This window comes from Anaerococcus jeddahensis (assembly GCF_001182725.1).
Taxonomy (GTDB): domain Bacteria; phylum Bacillota; class Clostridia; order Tissierellales; family Peptoniphilaceae; genus Anaerococcus; species Anaerococcus jeddahensis.
Window position 1 is genome coordinate 1,144,326 of record NZ_CWHU01000005.1, and the last position, 17,467, is coordinate 1,161,792.

Genomic DNA, 17,467 nt, shown 5'->3' on the forward strand with positions numbered 1-17,467 from the left:
TGGTAATATTAAAAAAGAGAGGAGCTAGTATGGGAAAAGTAAAAACAAATGCAATGAGACTTTTAGAAAATAAAAATATTGAATATGAAGAAATAGAATATGATTTGGGTGGAGAATTTAAATCAGCAGTGGATGCTGGCAAAAAATCTCACGTCGATTTAAATATAATGTATAAAACTATAGCAACAATTTCAAAAGATAATGAGATTATAATTTATTTAGTGAGATCTTATGATTCAATTGATATGAAAAAGGCTGCAAAAGTTGCTGGAGTTAAAAGTATTTCAATTCTTCCAACCAAAAATTTAAAATCAAAAGTTGGCTATCAAAGAGGAGAAACAACTCCCCTTGCCATGAAAAAAGATTATCCAGTTTTTATTGATGATAGCGCAAAAGATCTTGATAAAATGATTGTTTCTGGTGGAAAATGTGGAGTAAGTTTAAAATTAAATCCATTTGATTTAGCAGATGCTGTAAATGGAAAATTTGAAAATATAAGACAATGATTGTAAAAGTTTTTAAAAATAATAAATTATACCAATACCAGGCAACAGACGTTTTTGACCTAGATAATAAATTAAAAAATAAAGATTTTTCAAAGCTAGAAAAAACAAATCAAAAAGAAAAAATAATTTTAAATTTTAAAAATGATAAGGAAAATGAGATATTAAGGCTATTAGTAATTTTATCTCCAATTTTTATAACAATTTTTGATAATTCTACAAATCTTGAATTTTTTAGGAAAAATTTAGAAAAATCTAATTTTGAATATGGACTTTATCCTAATTTTTTTGAGGATTTTTCCAAAGAAAAATATTTTGAATTTTATAAAAATCATGAAAAATTTGAGGATATAATTTTAAATGAAGATGAAAACATTGATTTTACAATAAATTTTCTTGAAGATAAATATATTTTGGCACTTGCTTCATTGATTGAGGTGATTTTTTCTAAATATAATAGGAAAAATTTAATAATATATTTTAAAGAAATTCGAAATGATATAGTAATAAATGGGAGAAGATCAATTCTTGCAAATGATATTTATGCCTTTTACTTGTCAAAATATTTGGTAAATTGGGCTCTAGATCTTATGAAAATTGCAAGATATAAGGATAAAGAGAGATATTTTTATATAGAAGAAATATATAAACTTACAAATAATTTAAAAAGACCAATAAAAAAAAGTGATGTTTAAGAAAAGTAAATTTTTCTCTAACATCACTTTTTAATCTTTAATGGGGCAATAATTATCAAGCTATATTCTAACTAAAGATTAGTATTATCCATTTTTAAATTTTTAGAAATTTGGAAGAATATTAAGCTAATTTTATTACATTTGACCTATGTTCAACTATATTAACTATTGATTCATTTGCATTTTTCAATAAATTTCTTAAAGATGTAGTCGGCTTAGCTGATGGAAAATCTTTAACTATATTTTCAATATAATTTTTATTTAGCTCAGTTCCAACATTAAATTTCATCATTCCTTTTTCTGCACATTTGTGGAAATCCTCATCTGAAACACCTGTTCCACCATGTAAAACCATTCCAACATCTGTCAATTCTTTTGTTAAAGTATCGAGTAATTCAAAATTTATTTTGGCTTTTCCATTATATAAACCATGAACTGTGCCTATAGCTACGGCTAGGGCATCTATTCCAGTTTCTTCAACAAATTTTACTGCATCTTCAGCTTTGGTATAAATTATTGAATTTACTTTTTCTTCAATTCCATCTTCTGAACCGCCTATGCTACCAATTTCACCTTCAACACTTACATTTCTTTTGTGTGCATATTCTACTACTTCTTTAGTATTTTTTATATTTTCTTCAAAATCTAGTGATGAACCATCATACATTACACTGTTATATCCAGCATCAATTGCTTTTTTTATAAATTCTATATCTTTACAGTGATCCAAGTGAATACATAGATCTATATCTTTAGCAAATAATTTTGCTGTAGCCACTATCCAATCAAGACCTAAATATTCAGCAGTTCCTTTTGAAGTTTGAATTATCAATGGACTGTTAGATTTTTTAGCTCCTTCTACAATGTATGGAAACATCTCCATACAATGTAGATTAAAAGCACCAATTCCTCTAATTCCTCTATATTTTTTAAATAATTCTTTTAAATTCAAATACATTATCTTCCCCTAACTATATCTTTTGATTTTTGCATCAATGTATCAATTCTATCTAAATTGAATTTTATTTTTTCATCTTCCCCATTCAATCTAGCTTCACTTAATTGCTTGTTATATAATTTCATTAGATAAGTAAAAACTTTACCTAATTTTTTATTTTCTTCTATATATTTTTCTAATTTATTAATTGCTGAATCTATATCATTTTTTTCAACTAATTCTTTGCATTCATCCAGCAATATTTTTTCTACATTATTTTTATTTTCTTTTTTATCTTTATTTTTTTTAAAAAACATTTTAAATTCCTACAACTCCAATAATTGGTTTAATTATCCAAGCATACAATAAGGCTGCCGCAACTGTATCCACATCTGTAGCTGTTGCATTTATGAATCCCATAGAATTAAATATCATAACTAGTAATGCCGGTAATAAAGTAATGAATAACCCATGAGCTATACCTCCAATAATTGTTCCTCTTGTTCCGCCAACTTCATTACAGAAAATTCCAGCTGTACCTCCAGCAAAGAAATTTGATAACATACCTGGTAAAAGCATTGCTAATCCAATTTTAGGGAAAAATAACATTCCTATAACTGTTCCTATTGTTGTTGAAACGAATCCTAAGGTAACTGCATTAGGTGCATAAGGAAATAGTACTGGACAATCTAAAGCAGGTTTTGCATCTGGTACTATTTTAAGAGCTATTCCTCTAAATGCTGGAACTATTTCTCCAAGCAATAATCTAACTCCTGCTAACAATACATAAACACCTACAACAAATTGCATTCCTTGTGTAAATGCATAAACTATATAATTTAAGTTGCCTGTTCTTTCTGCTACTACTTCTGGACCTGCAAATATTGCTGTTATTATAAATAACAATATCATAACAAATCCTACAGATAAATAAGTGTCATTTAAAAATGATAATGATGATGGTAATTCAATATCTTCAGTAGAGTGTTTTTTATTTCCTGTAATTTTTGAAACTAGTGCTGCAAATAAATATCCTATTGTACAAAAATGTCCTAATGCTATATCGTCACTACCTGTTATTTTTCTTACTATTGGTTGTGCAATTGCTGGCATTGCTACTGCAAAAATACCTCCGATAATTGATCCTATTATAATATTAGGAACAACCCCAAATCCTGCATCTGAACCAAAAACTATTACCATTGTAGCCATCCATAAAATAGCTTGTCCTGTTAAAAATATATATTTCCACTTAGTGAGTCTTGCTATTATTATATTTACTAAAAATATTCCCAAAAATGCTAATGCTATTTGATTTCCAAGACCAAGTTCATTCATTGCTTGACCATTAACTGCCTCAATAGATGGAACTATTCCTTGCATTCCAAATCCAGCTGTAAAAATTTCTCCAAAATATATTAATACTTGAACTATTATTGATGAACCAGCTGATAAAACTAAATAACCTAACATAGTTTTGAAAGTACCTGATACTATATCAGCAAAACTTTTCTTTTGTGCTAATAATCCTATAAAAGCTATTAAACCAATTGTTATAAAAGCTTGGGTTAAAATATTATTAATAATAAAATTTAATATTGCCATAAATTCCTCCTATAATTTTCCCATTTCTATTAAAACCGGCTCTAATTTTTCTTTAATTTCTTTTTTATCAATCAATTTATCCAAATATATTACTCTTGTATCCAAATTATATTTGTCTATTTGATTTTTAAAGTTAGAAGCTAGCATTAATATATCTGCTCTAGTTCCTGCTGCTGAAGAAATATCACTGTGGTCGACTTTTGCATCTACTCCTAAATCCTTCAAAACACTTTCTACCGACATTTGGCAAGCAAAGCTACTGCCTAATCCTGCACCACATACAACTAAAATATTCATTATTTCTCCTCCTTTACTAATGAATTTAAAAATGTAAGCTTATCTTTTTTTGATAAGTTTAAAAAATAATTTAAGTTCTCTACTAAACCTTTTTCAATTATATTTATAATATTTTTCAACATTTCTAAATGATTTTTATTGTCTATTGCTGTAAATCCAATTAAAACTTTAATTGCATCTTTATTATTGTCATCAAAATATATATCATTTTTTATTGTTATAATAGAACATCCTATTTTTAAAGCTCCATTTTCTGGTCTAGTATGTGGGATTGCTACATTAGGGCTTATCATAATATATGAGCCATAGTTTTTAACATCTTTTATTATGTTATATTTATAATCCTCATTAGCGTAACCAGATTTTTCTAATAGCTTCCCACTTTCAAGTATTGCTTGTTGCCAATCTTTAACTACAAGGTCAAAGCTTGTATTTTTTTCTGTAAATTCCAAATAATCACTCCATTTCTAAAGTTAATACTTCTTTAAATTCATTTAAGCTATCGCTATTTATTAATTTATCTACATTTTTTCTTGAACTAAAAACTTTAAACATCTTCTTAAACATAACATCCCAGTCTTTGATTTTATATTTCGGTATTAATAATAGCATTACTACAAACACCTCATCATTATCCCAACTTATTGCTTTATCATTTATTAAAACTGCAATTTTCATTTCTTTTGCTGTGTATGATAGGGGGTGTGGTATGGCTATCCTATTTCCTAGGCTAGTATTTCCCATTTTTTCTCTATCATATATGGACTGAATTTGTTTTTTATTAAGTATATTTTTATTTTTCAAATCTAATGTTAAATAATCCAACAATTCTTGCTTATTTTTAAATGATTTTTTGTAGAATAAATCATCATCAAATACTTTAAGATATTCTAAATTTTTTGCGTATCTTAATTTATTTTTTACTATATTTACTTCTATATTATTTAAAATGTAATTAACTTTTATCGATCCTTCTATATTAATTGAATTATTCAAGCTACTTAGTACTAAATCATAATTATCAAACATACAGTCTTTATATTGACTTGAAGATATGATATCTATGTTTTTAATTTCTTTATCAAATTTTTCTAATAGAGAATATTTTAGAAATCTAGCTGTTGATAATCCTGCTCCACAAACTATCAAAATATTACTTCCAGATTCTTTTTTATTATTGTTTACTCTATTAAAAGCAGTTCCTAAATGTAAGGCTAAGAATAATATCTCAGTGTCATCAATTTCTCTTTTAATAACAGAGTGTATTTCTTCGGCTGCCATTATTCCCATATCATAAGCAATAGGATATTGACTTTTTATTTCTGATAAATCTATATGGTTAATGGAGCTATTTAGCATATACCTATTTATTGAAGTTGTAAGATGGATCCTCAAACTTCCTGTAAATATCTCGTCATTTGAAAAATCTATTGAAAAATCTCTTTTGATCCTATTAATTATTTTGTTATATATATCGTTTACAATTTCATCTGTTTCTAATTTATCATCGTCTTTTGAAAATTTTTGACTTGTTATTAAGTGCTTTGTTAGATAGTAATAATCGCTGGATAGATCGTAATTTAGCCTTTCTTTTATTGTTTCTATTAGCTCATTTACAATATCTTTCTCAACCGATTTATTCATAGTTTGTAATAAATCTTTATCGTAGTTAATTTCATTTTGATTTCTAATTATAGAAATCAAAATATGAATCACAAAACTATTGAAAGCAACTCCTGTTAAGGATAGGTCATATTGATTTAAAATGTTTATTGTTACTCTTTTTATTTCGTCAATTTCTTTAATATTAAATAAGTTAATAGAGTCTAAAAAATATTCATAATCATTAGATGAAGAAAATAATATGTTTGACATACATAATCTTATATTGTTTTCTTTACCTTTTATAAATATTCCTTCTTTATTGTTTACTACTAGCTCTATCTCATAGCTTTTTAATACTTCTCTAGTATCCTCTATTAGCTTTTTAAGGGTATTTTGGGAAATATAAAACTCTTCTATAAAATCTATGCTATATTTTTTTTGCTTAAAGTAGTTATTAATTAAGAGTGTGTTTATAAATCTTCTTATCAAAATTTCATTTTCATCTTCTGAATTATATAATTTATGCAGTTCATACATAGTTGAGTTTTTACTAAGTTTTATCCCCTTGCCCTTTGCAACGGTCAATCTATTACCATCACTAAGTTTTGTATTTATGCTATTAACTTCATTTAATACAGTTCTATCGGATACATTTATTATTTCTGCTATTTCTTGGCAAGTTATTGTATCTTTAGACTCTAATAAAATTCCTATAATTTTCTTTTGCCTATTTGTAATTTGCATTTAAGTTCTCATTTCTATATCCAGAAATCTATTAATAGCATCTATATCTGCATATTTTTTTGTAACATCTATTTCCAGAAGCTTGCCTAATTCAAATTTATCGTATTCTCTTAATTTGCAATGTTTTATAAATTCTTCAAGGCTTATTAGATTGTCTTTTCTTTCTTCTAAACTCACTTTTCTATTTTTGTCATAACTATTCAATAAGTGTGCTGGATTTCTACTTTCATCTAAGTCTCTTTTAACTCTTCTTTTATAAATTTCTTCTATATCTCCATTTAATCTAATCGTAATTGACTTATAATCATATTTAAAAGACAATTCTTTCAAAGTTGGATATTGCAAATAACTAAATGGATAGTCTATTACAATGTCCTTATTTTCACTCATCATAGAGTTTAATTTCATATAAAAAAACTCAAAACTCAAATTATATATTTTCTTTTTTTCTTCTTTATTCTTAAAACCTAAGTTATCATATATAAACTCTTCAATCTCATCTATTGAAATATATTCTAAATTCTTATTGTGTTCTATCAAGCTATTTATGATACATGTTTTCCCTGTGGCTGGATATCCCGCTAAAATTATTAAATTTTTCATAAGTCCTCCATCACATTATTTTACTTTTTTCTAAAAATTAGATTTTATTACTTTAATTGATTTAATTATAAGTGATTATTAATATTTCATTAAGTAGCTTTTTTTCGTTACAACGAAATCATAAAATTAATATTAAAATTTGAAATAAAAATTTAAAAAACAGAATATAAAATCTTAAAAGAAAAGTCAAAAAAAGACGTGAAAATTTCACATATTTTTTTGACAAAATAATATTTAATAAAAAAATGATGCTACAAAATAAGTTTAATTATTCTGTAGCACCATTTGTTATTTTTTCCACTTCATTAAAACCAAAGATCCCGTTAAAACTAAAATCAAACCTATAAACAATCTTATCGTAAAAACTTCTCCCAAAATTATTACCGATAAAATTGATCCGAAAATTGGGATAAATAATTTAAAAACTCCAAATTGGTTTGCACTGTGATTTTGTAAAACAATGGTCCATATTGTAAATGAAGTTGCTGTAATAAATGCTCCATAAAAAAGCATGATAAAAGCCTTTAAATTTATATAAACTGGATTTATAAGTAGAAATTTTCCTAGAATTATTAAAGGCAAGGACCCCAAAAATAAAGCCAAGCCATTTAAAACATAAGGATTCGATCCTTTTGAATATTTTCTAAGCAAAACTGAGGCAAGAGCATTTATAAAAGTTGAGGTGAAAATAAATCCTTCTCCACTTAATTTAAATCCACTTCCCATTTTTTGATTTGAATTTACCAAAACAATTCCAGCTGTTCCAATTATTAAAGCAAGAATTGTGTTTGATGAAAGTTTATCTTCAGGAAGTAAAATGAGTGAAATTATTACAATCATAAAAGAATTTGAAGCTTGAATGATTGAAGATTTTACTCCACTTGTATTTGATAGGCCTATATAATAGAAAAAATATTGCAAAAAAGTTTGAAGTATTGCAAGAACTATTACCAATTTAATATTTACACTTCTAAATGAAATTTTACTTTTCCCAAAAATTTTCGCATAAAAAAACGCCAAAATTCCTGCCATGAAAAACCTAATTCCCGCAACATAAACCTTGGCAAAGGTATCATAAGATTTAACATCCAAAACTACATAAGTAGATTTAATAAGGGGGATTGCACTCCCCCATAAAAACATTGCTATTAAAGAAAAAATTACTGCATTTTTTTTATTTTTTAGCATATTTGTCCTATCTTTTTTCTCCAAAATATGACAAAGAATACATGCCTGGTCCAACATGAGATCCAATCAAAGATCCAATTGGAGCAAGGCTTACTTTTGCATTTGGAAATTCTTCTTCAACCATTTCTTTTAATTTTTTTGCATTTTCATCAAAATATGCATAACCAATAAGAACTTCTTCAGATAAATCTGGATTCCAATTTTTTTGGAAATTTTTAAATAAAACTTTTATAGCTCTTTTTGTTCCTCTTTCAAGTTTTAAAACTTCAAGTGATCCATCATCTGTAATGTGAATAACTGGTTTTACTTTTAAAAAATTTCCTATATCAGCACTGGTTTTTGAAATTCTTCCACCCTTATAAAGATATTTAAGACTTTCAACCCCAAATTGGGAAACCATATATTTTGAATCTTCTTTAATAAAAGAATCAATTTGGTCTATATCTTTTCCTTCTTCTTGCATTTTTACAATAATTTGGCACAAAAGCCCTGCGCCAGTTGATGCTTGTTTTATATTATAAATATAAATTTTTCTATCAGGATATTTTTTCTCTAAAATTTCTTTTGCTTTTTGGGCATTTTCAAAAGTTCCTGATAAAGCATCGCTTAAACCTATATAAAAAATATCTTTTCCATCTTTTAAAACTTCTTCAAAATATTTTTCAAATGAAGCTAAATTGACTTGACTTGTTGATACATTTTTATCATCTAGCATAAATTCATAATATTTATTTAGATTTTCCAAATCTGTGCCTATGATTTCATAGACCTCATCTTCCATATTTGATTGCATGGGAACAATGATTATGTTTGAAGATTTTATAAAATCAACATTCATATCACTAGAACCATCTGTAATTATTCTAAATGTCATAACTCTCCTTAAATGTAAGCGGAAATTTCATCAATTTTTACGCTAATTTGATTTCCATCTTCCATATCTTTTACAGAAACCATTTTATTTTCATATTCTTCTTGACCAATAATTAAAACTTTTTTCACGCCAATTTTATCGGCATAATTAATTTTTTTCTTAAACTTACCATCCTCAAGATATATATCTACTTTATACCCTTGATTTTTTAAATTATTTGCAATCTCAATAGCATAGAAATTTAATTTTTCATCCATTGGAATAACCAAACAATCTGTAAATTTTTTCCTATATTTTTCTAAAAGACCAAGCTCTTGGAATTGATAAAATAATCTTGTAAGACCAATAGAAAGACCTACTCCTGGTAAATTTTGCTTTGAAAAATTTCCAGCAAGATTTTCATATCTTCCACCAGAGCACACACTTCCAATGGATTCATATCCATCCAAAAATGTTTCATAAACGGTAGAAGTATAATAATCAAGTCCACGTGTAATTGATAAGTCAATCATAATTGATTTATCATCAATCCCAAATTTTATCATATAATCATAAACTTCTTTCAATTCCTTCAAACCAATTTTATAATTTTCATTTAAGTCTAAAGATTCAAGATAAGTCAAAAGTTCTCTATTTTCTCTTTTATTATTGATAAGATCCATTAATTTATCTGCTTTTTCTTCGCCACAAATCTCATCTAAAAGTTTTTTTGTATTTTCATCGCCAATTTTTGCTTTTTTATCAATTGTTCTTAAAACTTCTTCCCTTTCAGAAATTTCAAGTGATTCAAAAAATCCATTCAATAATTTTCTGTTGTTAATGTGAAAAGTAATTCCATCAAAATCTAGCTTTTGAAAAATATCATAAATTACCTTTGGTAAAAGAGCATCATTGTGGATTGATAAAGAATTATTTCCAATAATATCAATATCGCATTGGTAAAATTCCTTGTATCTTCCTTTTTGATTTCTTTCTCCCCTATAAACTTTGGCAATTTGATATCTTTTAAAAGGAAAATTCAAATCAGAAAAATGTTCTGATACATATCTTGCAAGAGGAACAGTTAAATCAAATCTCAAAGACATATCTTTTTTTGAAGAATCAATTCCAAAAATTTGTTTTTCAGTTTCTCCGCCGCCTTTAGCAAATAAAATATCATTTTTTTCAATAGCTGGCGTATCAATAGGCAAAAATTGATAAGATAAAAAAGTCTCTTCAATAATTTTTTTTATATAATCAAAAACTAGTTGGTCATCTGGTAAAAGTTCCATTACGCCTGAAATTGTTTGTGGTTTTACTATATTCATTCTAATCTCCTAATCATATCCATATAAAAGATCCAGTATCAATTAAATTAGTATCTGGATATAATAATTTTAAATTTTCTTTATCTACTATATTTTTAATTATATCATATGAATTTAATCTTTCTATATTTCCATTAAATAATAAGGTTTTCTCGCCAATTTTTCCAAAACATCCGCCCAAAAATCCCTTCTCAAATCCATCAAGAGGAATATTTTCTTCTTTCATTAAAGTTATGGGTAGAATATTTTTTGATTTTTTAAAAATTCCCATATCAGAAGTTAAAAGATTTTCATTAAAAACAAGCATAGAACATCTTGTGTAGCCTTGTTTTACAAATAAGTGATTGATGTTTTTTTCTTTAAAATATAATTTTATATGCTTTTCTGTAAAATCATTGTGAATATAGAAATTTTTAAATTTCACAATATTATAAAGTGCATCGTAAGGATATTTTTTTGAAACTTCATCGCCCTTAATTACATTAATATTTTTAAGATTTTTTTTATAATAATCATAAACATTTTTATCAACAATTATATTCTCATCATCCAATTTAAAAATCGATAAATCAGGATGATCTGAAATTCTTTTATCAAGATTTGGATTATCAATTGTTTTTAAATATTTAATTTTTTTTAAATCCAAAAAATCTGTAAATTCTTTTTTAGATTTGTGGCTAATAATTAACATAATTCTCCTTAAATTTAGGTACAAAAAAAGTCCTCAAAGAGGACAAATTTGGAGGCGCCACCCAGATTTGAACTGGGGATAAAGGTGTTGCAGACCTCTGCCTTACCACTTGGCTATGGCGCCATATGGAGCGGAAGACGGGATTCGAACCCGCGACCCTCGCCTTGGCAAGGCGATACTCTACCACTGAGCCACTTCCGCACTTTCTGGTGCCCAGAGGCGGAATCGAACCACCGACACGGGGATTTTCAGTCCCCTGCTCTACCGACTGAGCTATCTGGGCAAACACTACTCTTATAGTATAGAATAATTTAGATTTATTGTCAAATTTTTTTGGGAATTTTTAACAAATAATTAATTTATCTATTCAAAATGAATGCAAATGTAATTATACTAGAAAAAAATAATTTAGCAAATAAATTTTTATTAATAAAAAAAGAGCCTAGCAAAAATTTTTATTAATTTGCAAGGCTATGGTCATAAGGTTGCGAAATTTCTTATCCCTTATTTATATACCCTGGCTGAAATTTATCATGTAAAAAATTGGTAAATTTATTTTAAAATTTTTTGGGTATAAACTTAATACAAAAATTTAGGAGGTATTATGAAATTTAAATCAATTCACACTTGTATATACACTGATAACGATAAAGAAAGTATAAAATTTTATGAAGATGCATTAAATATGCATATAACAAGAAGAAAAGATTATGATGAAGATGAATTTTCATTAATTTATATGGCAACAGATGATGGAGCTTATGAACTAGAACTCACTTTTAACCATGACGGAAGAAAATATGAACATGGTTCTTATTATGGACACATGGCATTTAAAACAAAAGAATTTGAAAAAGCCTATGAGCTTCATAAAAAAATGGGAATTGTAAGCCAAGAAATTGGTGGTCTATCTGATGGATCTGATAAATTTTATTTTATAAAAGATCCCCAAGGTTTTTCTATTGAAATAATTGAAGAAAAATAATTAAAATTTGATAATTTATACTAAAAAAATCGGACCTTTCTAGGTCCGTTTTATTTGTGATAGGGTTCATTATTTATAATTTTGTAAGCCCTATAAATTTGTTCTATCAAAATTAATCTCATTAATTTATGTGGGAAGGTCATTTTTGAAAATGATAATTTATAGTCTGCCTTATCACTTATTTTTTTTGATAAACCATTTGATCCTCCAATTACAAAAACCAAATCTTTTCCCATTCCATAGGTCATTTGATCTTTTATTAATTTTGAAAATTTTTCTGATGATAGGCTTTTGCCTTCAATTTCAAGGCTTATTATGAAGGAGTTTTCTTTTATTTTTTTTAAAATCCTATCTGCTTCTCTTTCTTTTACAATTTCTAGTTCTTTTTCTGATAGATTTTCCGGAGCTTTTTCATCATTTACTTCAAATATTTTCAATTTTACATAGGGTTTTAATCTTTTTTCATACTCACCGATTGCATCTTTAAAATATTTTTCTTTTATTTTTCCTACACTTACTATTGAAATATTCATTTATTAAATCTCGCTTTTATATAATAAATTGGCATTTTTTTATTTCTAAATTTTCTCTCGTATTCACTTATGTATTTACTTTTTTCTTCTGACAAATTTTCATTTTTTTCAATTATATCCATAGAAAAATCTTCAAAATATTTAAGTGAAGCTTCATAAAAATCTCTATTATCAGTTTTAAGCTCTAAAATCGCCTTATCTTTTATAATATTTTTGTACCTATTTAAAAATCTTTCGTGGCTTAGCCTTCTTTTATGGTGACGTCTTTTTGGCCATGGAGTTGAAAAATTTAAATAAATTCTTGAAATTTCTTCACCTTCAAAAATTTCTTCCAAATTTTCTGCATCTGAAATAAGGCCTCTAACATTTGTAAGTTCACTTTCTTTCATTTTTCTACTGCAAACTACAAAGGCATTAGTATTTACTTCAAGGCCTATAAAATTTATGTTAGGTTTGTCTTTGGCAATTTCTACCAAAAAATCTCCCCTACCAGACCCAATTTCTAAATATATATCATTATCATTTCCAAAAATTTCTTTCCATTTCCCCTTATTTTCTTTTCCACCAAAAAATATTTGAGGATTTTCTTTCATTTCTGGAATTGCATTTTCTTTAAATCTTAATCTCATTTCCCATCCTTTCTATTAAGTAATAGTTTACAAAATATTTGTAATAAAAACAAGAAAAGAAAATTTTAATTTTAAAATCCTAAATACCTATTGACATTAATATACTATGTTGTACAATGTATATAGCGATAAGATAAATTGAATTTTTAATAGAAAGGATTGTTATGAATGAAGATTGGATTTCTCAAATTAAACGTGGAACTTTAGAATATGCTATCTTAATTTTAATTAAAAAAAAGGATAGATATGGCTATGATTTAATTCAAACTCTTGAAAAATATCCAATGTTACAAACAAAGGAGAGCACTGTGTACCCACTACTTCGAAGGCTTCTAAAAAATAATTATTTAGAAGCTTATTGGAAAAATATAGAAGAAGGCACTCCTCCAAGAAAATATTATAAAATTACAGAACTTGGAAATTTTTATTTAAATGCTTTAAAAAGAGATTGGATGATTCTTGTAAAAAATATTTCAGATCTTAGTGAGGAAGAAAAATGAAAATTAGTAAAATTGATTATAATTTAGAAAAATATTTATCAAAAGTAGACAGCAATTTAAAATATATGTCTATTTCTGAAAAAACTGATATTTTAAGTGAACTTAAAAATTCATTTTATGAAAGGCTAAATGATGGACAAAGCTCTGAGTATATAATTTCTCAAATGGAAAGTCCAAAAGACTTAGCATTTTCTTATATGGGCGATAGTATTGTAAAAAGTAAAGATTTTTCCTTTAAAAATTTAATTATGGCTATAGGATTTTATTCTTACGCTTCATTTGCGTGGATTTGTATTATACCAACTCTTGCAATACTTTCCATCTCTTTTTTCTTTTCTAGTGGCATTAGCACATTTGCAGGTATAATGGGACTTTTTAAAGGAATAATTCACATTAAACCAATCGATGAATTAAAATTTATCTTTTTTGGATTTGAATTAAAAGGGATTTCTGCCTTAATTGCAGGCCTTATTTTAGCCTTGCTATTTTTTGTAATTGGAATTTTATTTTGGAAAGCTACAATTGCTACAATTAAATTTTTGCAAAAGCAAAAAAGGAAATTAAATAATGGAAATTGATAATCCAAAAAACTTGCAGAAATTATAAATTTAGCTTATAAAAATTTTTGTAATCAAAACTACCAGCTTAGCTGGTAGTTTGCATAGCGCCTATAAGGTGCGAATACCGGCACGCCCCTATTGGGACTCCGAGTATTCCATCACATGCACCACTTTCCCAACTACTGCTTAAGCAGTTTTTTTTATTTGTTTTTATTTGACTTTCTCGTAAACGGGTCATAGTATTCCTTTATACTTATTTGGTCTGTATAATAATCTTCTTTTAATTGATTTTGTATATATTCTTTTATTTTCTTTTCATTTCTTCCCACTGTATCTACATAATATCCTCTACACCAAAAATGTCTATTTCCATATTTATATTTTAAATTAGCGTGTCTATCGAATATTATCAGTGAACTTTTTCCTTTTAAATATCCCATTATTTGTGATATTGAGTATTTCGGTGGAATTTCTACCAACATGTGGACATGATCTGGGCATAGTTCTGCTTCTATTATTCTTATTCCTTTTCTTGAACACAGTTGTCGAAGTATACTTCCTATATCTTTTCTTAATTGTCTATATATTACTTGTCTTCTATATTTTGGTGCGAATACTATATGATATTTGCATCTCCAGCTTGTATGCGATAAAGTATTTTTATCCATGATTACCTCCTTGTTTAATTGTGCATGTGACTATCACAATTATACTTTAAGGAGGTTTTCTTGGTGCTTGAAGCTAAAGCTAAATCCCTCCACCTGCATAGCAGGTGGTTTTTTGTTTCGCTCTCTTTCGTTCGCTCAACTCACTTAAGTGGACAAGAAAAACCCAAAATCCAAGTATGGATTTTGGGCTTCAGAAAAAATTATTTTCTTTTAATTTTAAATAATCCGACAAGTGCAAGGGATAAACTTGCAAATATTGAACTTAAAGATTTTACTCCTGTTTTCACATTTGTTGATTTTGTGTGAATTTTATTTAGGCCTTTATTTTCAAAGTCAGAATCTTTTTTAGAGTTTTCTGCTTTTACTTTTTTGCCCTTTAGCTTGCTTTTATTTGATGATCCATTTTCACTTTTTGATTTTTGGTCATCGTTTTTATTTTCATTTTTATTATTCTCATTTTCATCCTTGTTAGATTTTGGATCTTCTTTTACAAATGACACTTCGCTTAGTCTAGTATTTAAAACTTCTATTGCACTATCAACTTCTTGTTGACTTGCACTTTTATCATTTAAAATTCTAACTGCATTTTCTAGGGCTATATTATAAGTTTCAACATTTTTATCTTCTAATACTACTTTTTTGCCCATAATATTTTCTATATATTTTTCTAATTTTGAGTAATCTGTATTATTTTTTCCAAAATCTGGATTTGAAATTTTCTCATCAGTTTTATTTATTGTATAAGTATCTACAACTTTTCCATTTTGATCCATTGTAACAATTTTAAATTGATTTTTTGAAAATGTTAAGTGGGAGAATAATTGACTTCTATCATCAAGTGACCTATTTACAAACCATTGGTCCTCTCCTATTGGATTGTAGAATTTTGCACCTGCTGATGCAGACATGGTCAAAAATAAAGTTCCTTTTGGATTTACCACTTGGTTTTTACCATAATCAATTCCGATTCCATCAACTATAACTTTTCCATTCGGATAAATTTTATTGTTGAAAGTTTCTGAGAAACTATCTTTAATTTCTGCGTTTGGATCGTTCAAATCTGTTCCATAAGCATCTTTGAAAGATAAAGTTTTTTCTCCACCAAGCATATGTTTTGATCTTGTATAAATATGATCGTGTCCATTTAATACAAGGTCTATATTGTTCTTGTTAAATATTTTTACAAGCTCATTTCTTCTTTGTAAAATATCATCATCAGTGGTGTGAGTTGCTGTGGAATATGGTGCATGGTGGAAAGATACGACTTTCCATGAAAATTTTGACCCTCTTTTTTCTTCAGCTTGTTTTATAGCTTCTTGGATAAACTTTTCATGCTCTTTTGAATCATTTACATTTGAATTTAAGTTTAAGAAAAGTGTATCTCCATAAGAATACCAAAAATCTCCAGGTATATAGGTTCTTGTTCCATCTTCATTTTCTTTTGAAATTGAGCCGAGTTTTGATTCATTTGCTAGATAAAAATGATCAGAGAAAACTGTATTTTGTAAACTTGAATCTTTTCCATCAATATATGTTTCGTGATTTCCAGTTATTGATGAAAAAATTCTTTCTTTAAATAAGTCATTATCAAAGAAATAATCATATTCTCCTTCATAACCAGCGATTTCTACATTATCTCCCATTGAAAAATAAAAATTAGGATCAAGCTCTTGAGCTTTTTTTAAAGTTTTTGCAAAATCAGCCTTATCTTGGTCAACTTTTGCTTGGGTATTTTTGTTTAAGCCGTGTTTATCCCAAACACTATCTCCTGATCCCATTTGAGGATCGCCCAAATAAACTAAGGAAAACTCATTATTTTTTCCAAGAGCCTTAGTCCTTAAAGTGAAAGTATTACTTTTAAAATCTTCATTTGTAATGTAATAATTGTAATTTTCACCAGGTTTTATTTGAACTATTGATGTATAAGTAGAATAACCATTAGAATCACCAGTTTTTCTTGCCCTAATTGGTTTGTATTCCTTATTATTGAAAATTAATTTGCTATTTTCATTTACTTCACCTTTACCAAACCAAGTTACAGCAACTTCATTTTCATTTTGGCCAGGATTTATTGTAATATCTTTTATAGGGGTATCTATGGCTTTTAAATTATTATTTGCATACGATCCATTTTTCTTACCATATTCTCCCTTCGTTTGATCTAATTTTTCTTTTACTTTTGAATCAATATTTCCTACGTTCTTATCTTCCCCAAAACTTTCTCTTTCAGTTTCAGTTGCCCTATTAAATTTATTTGTTCCATCGGATTCTCTAGTATTTTTTTCATTTTTTGGGAAGGTTACTTCGTCATCTTTTGGAATGTCAGCTATATTTTCTTTTCCTTCTTGGTTTTGTTTTTCAGTAATTTCTATATTTGTACTAGCATCTTCACTTGCAAAGGATACATTTTCCGGAAAAATTGTAGTAGTCACACTTGCAATTAATAAAGCCAAAAATAATTTATTTTTGTTTTTCATTATTTCCTCCTTAGGATAATCATTCTGTAAATAATATAGCGAATTTTTATTAGAAAATTTATAAAA

The 17,467-nt window shown here is 27.0% G+C and carries 20 protein-coding genes and 3 tRNA genes; 5 read left to right on the top strand and 18 right to left on the bottom strand.

Features of this window, described 5'->3' with window-relative positions:
• The first annotated feature begins 29 nt into the window (after positions 1-29).
• Together BN2087_RS08570 and BN2087_RS08575 are read left to right on the top strand one after the other, a co-directional pair.
• Positions 30-506, top strand: coding sequence for a YbaK/EbsC family protein (locus tag BN2087_RS08570; protein ID WP_049691355.1), 477 nt, complete (start codon positions 30-32; stop codon positions 504-506).
• A complete protein-coding gene (locus tag BN2087_RS08575; RefSeq protein ID WP_049691356.1) occupies positions 503-1,198 on the top strand; it encodes a hypothetical protein in 696 nt (231 codons plus the stop codon). Before BN2087_RS08570 ends, BN2087_RS08575 begins: the two co-directional genes overlap by 4 nt.
• A gap of 121 nt (positions 1,199-1,319) precedes the next feature.
• On the opposite strand, the gene BN2087_RS08580 is transcribed toward BN2087_RS08575, so the two are convergent.
• The 14 genes from BN2087_RS08580 to BN2087_RS08645 form a co-directional block, all read right to left on the bottom strand.
• On the bottom strand, positions 1,320-2,156 hold the full coding sequence (locus BN2087_RS08580) for a class II fructose-bisphosphate aldolase (RefSeq protein WP_049691357.1): 837 nt from the start codon (positions 2,154-2,156) through the stop codon (positions 1,320-1,322).
• Positions 2,156-2,452 (bottom strand): hypothetical protein, encoded by a 297-nt coding sequence (locus tag BN2087_RS08585; RefSeq protein ID WP_049691358.1) that lies wholly within the window; start codon positions 2,450-2,452, stop codon positions 2,156-2,158. The genes BN2087_RS08580 and BN2087_RS08585 overlap by 1 nt, the downstream gene beginning before the upstream one ends.
• A gap of 1 nt (position 2,453) precedes the next feature.
• A complete protein-coding gene (locus BN2087_RS08590) occupies positions 2,454-3,740 on the bottom strand; it encodes a PTS sugar transporter subunit IIC (protein WP_049691359.1) in 1,287 nt (428 codons plus the stop codon).
• A gap of 9 nt (positions 3,741-3,749) precedes the next feature.
• Positions 3,750-4,037: a PTS sugar transporter subunit IIB gene (locus tag BN2087_RS08595; RefSeq protein WP_049691360.1), complete on the bottom strand. Its 288-nt coding sequence runs from the start codon at positions 4,035-4,037 to the stop codon at positions 3,750-3,752.
• Entirely contained in the window at positions 4,037-4,489 is a 453-nt protein-coding gene (locus BN2087_RS08600) for a PTS sugar transporter subunit IIA (protein WP_049691361.1), read from the bottom strand. The genes BN2087_RS08595 and BN2087_RS08600 overlap by 1 nt, the downstream gene beginning before the upstream one ends.
• 4 nt (positions 4,490-4,493) lie before the next feature.
• Positions 4,494-6,386 carry a BglG family transcription antiterminator gene (locus BN2087_RS08605; RefSeq protein ID WP_049691362.1) on the bottom strand — a complete coding sequence of 631 codons (1,893 nt, stop codon included), beginning with the start codon at positions 6,384-6,386 and terminating at the stop codon, positions 4,494-4,496.
• Positions 6,387-6,989, bottom strand: a complete 603-nt coding sequence (locus BN2087_RS08610) for a hypothetical protein (protein ID WP_049691363.1) — start codon at positions 6,987-6,989, stop codon at positions 6,387-6,389.
• Between the two features lie 288 nt (positions 6,990-7,277).
• Complete coding sequence (locus BN2087_RS08615) at positions 7,278-8,177, bottom strand: DMT family transporter (RefSeq protein ID WP_049691364.1); 900 nt, start codon at positions 8,175-8,177, stop codon at positions 7,278-7,280.
• 7 nt (positions 8,178-8,184) lie between these two features.
• Positions 8,185-9,051: a DegV family protein gene (locus BN2087_RS08620; protein ID WP_049691365.1), complete on the bottom strand. Its 867-nt coding sequence runs from the start codon at positions 9,049-9,051 to the stop codon at positions 8,185-8,187.
• An 8-nt stretch (positions 9,052-9,059) separates the two neighbouring features.
• A complete protein-coding gene (gene hisS / locus BN2087_RS08625; RefSeq protein ID WP_049691366.1) occupies positions 9,060-10,358 on the bottom strand; it encodes a histidine--tRNA ligase in 1,299 nt (432 codons plus the stop codon).
• A 13-nt stretch (positions 10,359-10,371) separates the two neighbouring features.
• A complete protein-coding gene (locus tag BN2087_RS08630) occupies positions 10,372-11,049 on the bottom strand; it encodes a DUF6873 family GME fold protein (protein WP_049691367.1) in 678 nt (225 codons plus the stop codon).
• 49 nt (positions 11,050-11,098) lie between these two features.
• A tRNA-Cys gene (locus tag BN2087_RS08635) sits at positions 11,099-11,172 on the bottom strand.
• Between the two features lie 3 nt (positions 11,173-11,175).
• Positions 11,176-11,250, bottom strand: a tRNA-Gly gene (locus tag BN2087_RS08640).
• Between the two features lie 6 nt (positions 11,251-11,256).
• A tRNA-Phe gene (locus BN2087_RS08645) sits at positions 11,257-11,332 on the bottom strand.
• Positions 11,333-11,653: 321 nt separating this feature from the next.
• Here BN2087_RS08645 and BN2087_RS08650 point away from each other — a divergent pair.
• Complete coding sequence (locus BN2087_RS08650) at positions 11,654-12,034, top strand: VOC family protein (protein WP_049691368.1); 381 nt, start codon at positions 11,654-11,656, stop codon at positions 12,032-12,034.
• Positions 12,035-12,084: 50 nt separating this feature from the next.
• Here BN2087_RS08650 and rlmH read toward each other — a convergent pair whose 3' ends face one another.
• Together rlmH and trmB are read right to left on the bottom strand one after the other, a co-directional pair.
• A complete protein-coding gene (gene rlmH / locus BN2087_RS08655; RefSeq protein ID WP_049691369.1) occupies positions 12,085-12,567 on the bottom strand; it encodes a 23S rRNA (pseudouridine(1915)-N(3))-methyltransferase RlmH in 483 nt (160 codons plus the stop codon).
• Positions 12,564-13,196: a tRNA (guanosine(46)-N7)-methyltransferase TrmB gene (trmB, locus tag BN2087_RS08660; RefSeq protein ID WP_049691370.1), complete on the bottom strand. Its 633-nt coding sequence runs from the start codon at positions 13,194-13,196 to the stop codon at positions 12,564-12,566. Before trmB ends, rlmH begins: the two co-directional genes overlap by 4 nt.
• Positions 13,197-13,360: 164 nt before the next feature.
• Between trmB and BN2087_RS08665 the strand changes: the two genes are divergently transcribed.
• Both BN2087_RS08665 and BN2087_RS08670 read left to right on the top strand, forming a co-directional pair.
• A complete protein-coding gene (locus BN2087_RS08665; protein ID WP_004838217.1) occupies positions 13,361-13,696 on the top strand; it encodes a PadR family transcriptional regulator in 336 nt (111 codons plus the stop codon).
• A complete protein-coding gene (locus BN2087_RS08670) occupies positions 13,693-14,274 on the top strand; it encodes an HAAS signaling domain-containing protein (protein WP_049691371.1) in 582 nt (193 codons plus the stop codon). Before BN2087_RS08665 ends, BN2087_RS08670 begins: the two co-directional genes overlap by 4 nt.
• 182 nt (positions 14,275-14,456) lie before the next feature.
• Here BN2087_RS08670 and tnpA read toward each other — a convergent pair whose 3' ends face one another.
• Together tnpA and BN2087_RS08680 are read right to left on the bottom strand one after the other, a co-directional pair.
• On the bottom strand, positions 14,457-14,924 hold the full coding sequence (tnpA, locus tag BN2087_RS08675) for an IS200/IS605 family transposase (RefSeq protein ID WP_049691372.1): 468 nt from the start codon (positions 14,922-14,924) through the stop codon (positions 14,457-14,459).
• Positions 14,925-15,124: 200 nt separating this feature from the next.
• The gene (locus BN2087_RS08680; protein WP_049691373.1) at positions 15,125-17,401 is read right to left on the bottom strand and encodes a metallophosphoesterase family protein; all 2,277 of its coding nucleotides are present in this window, start codon (positions 17,399-17,401) and stop codon (positions 15,125-15,127) included.
• Positions 17,402-17,467 lie beyond the last annotated feature (66 nt).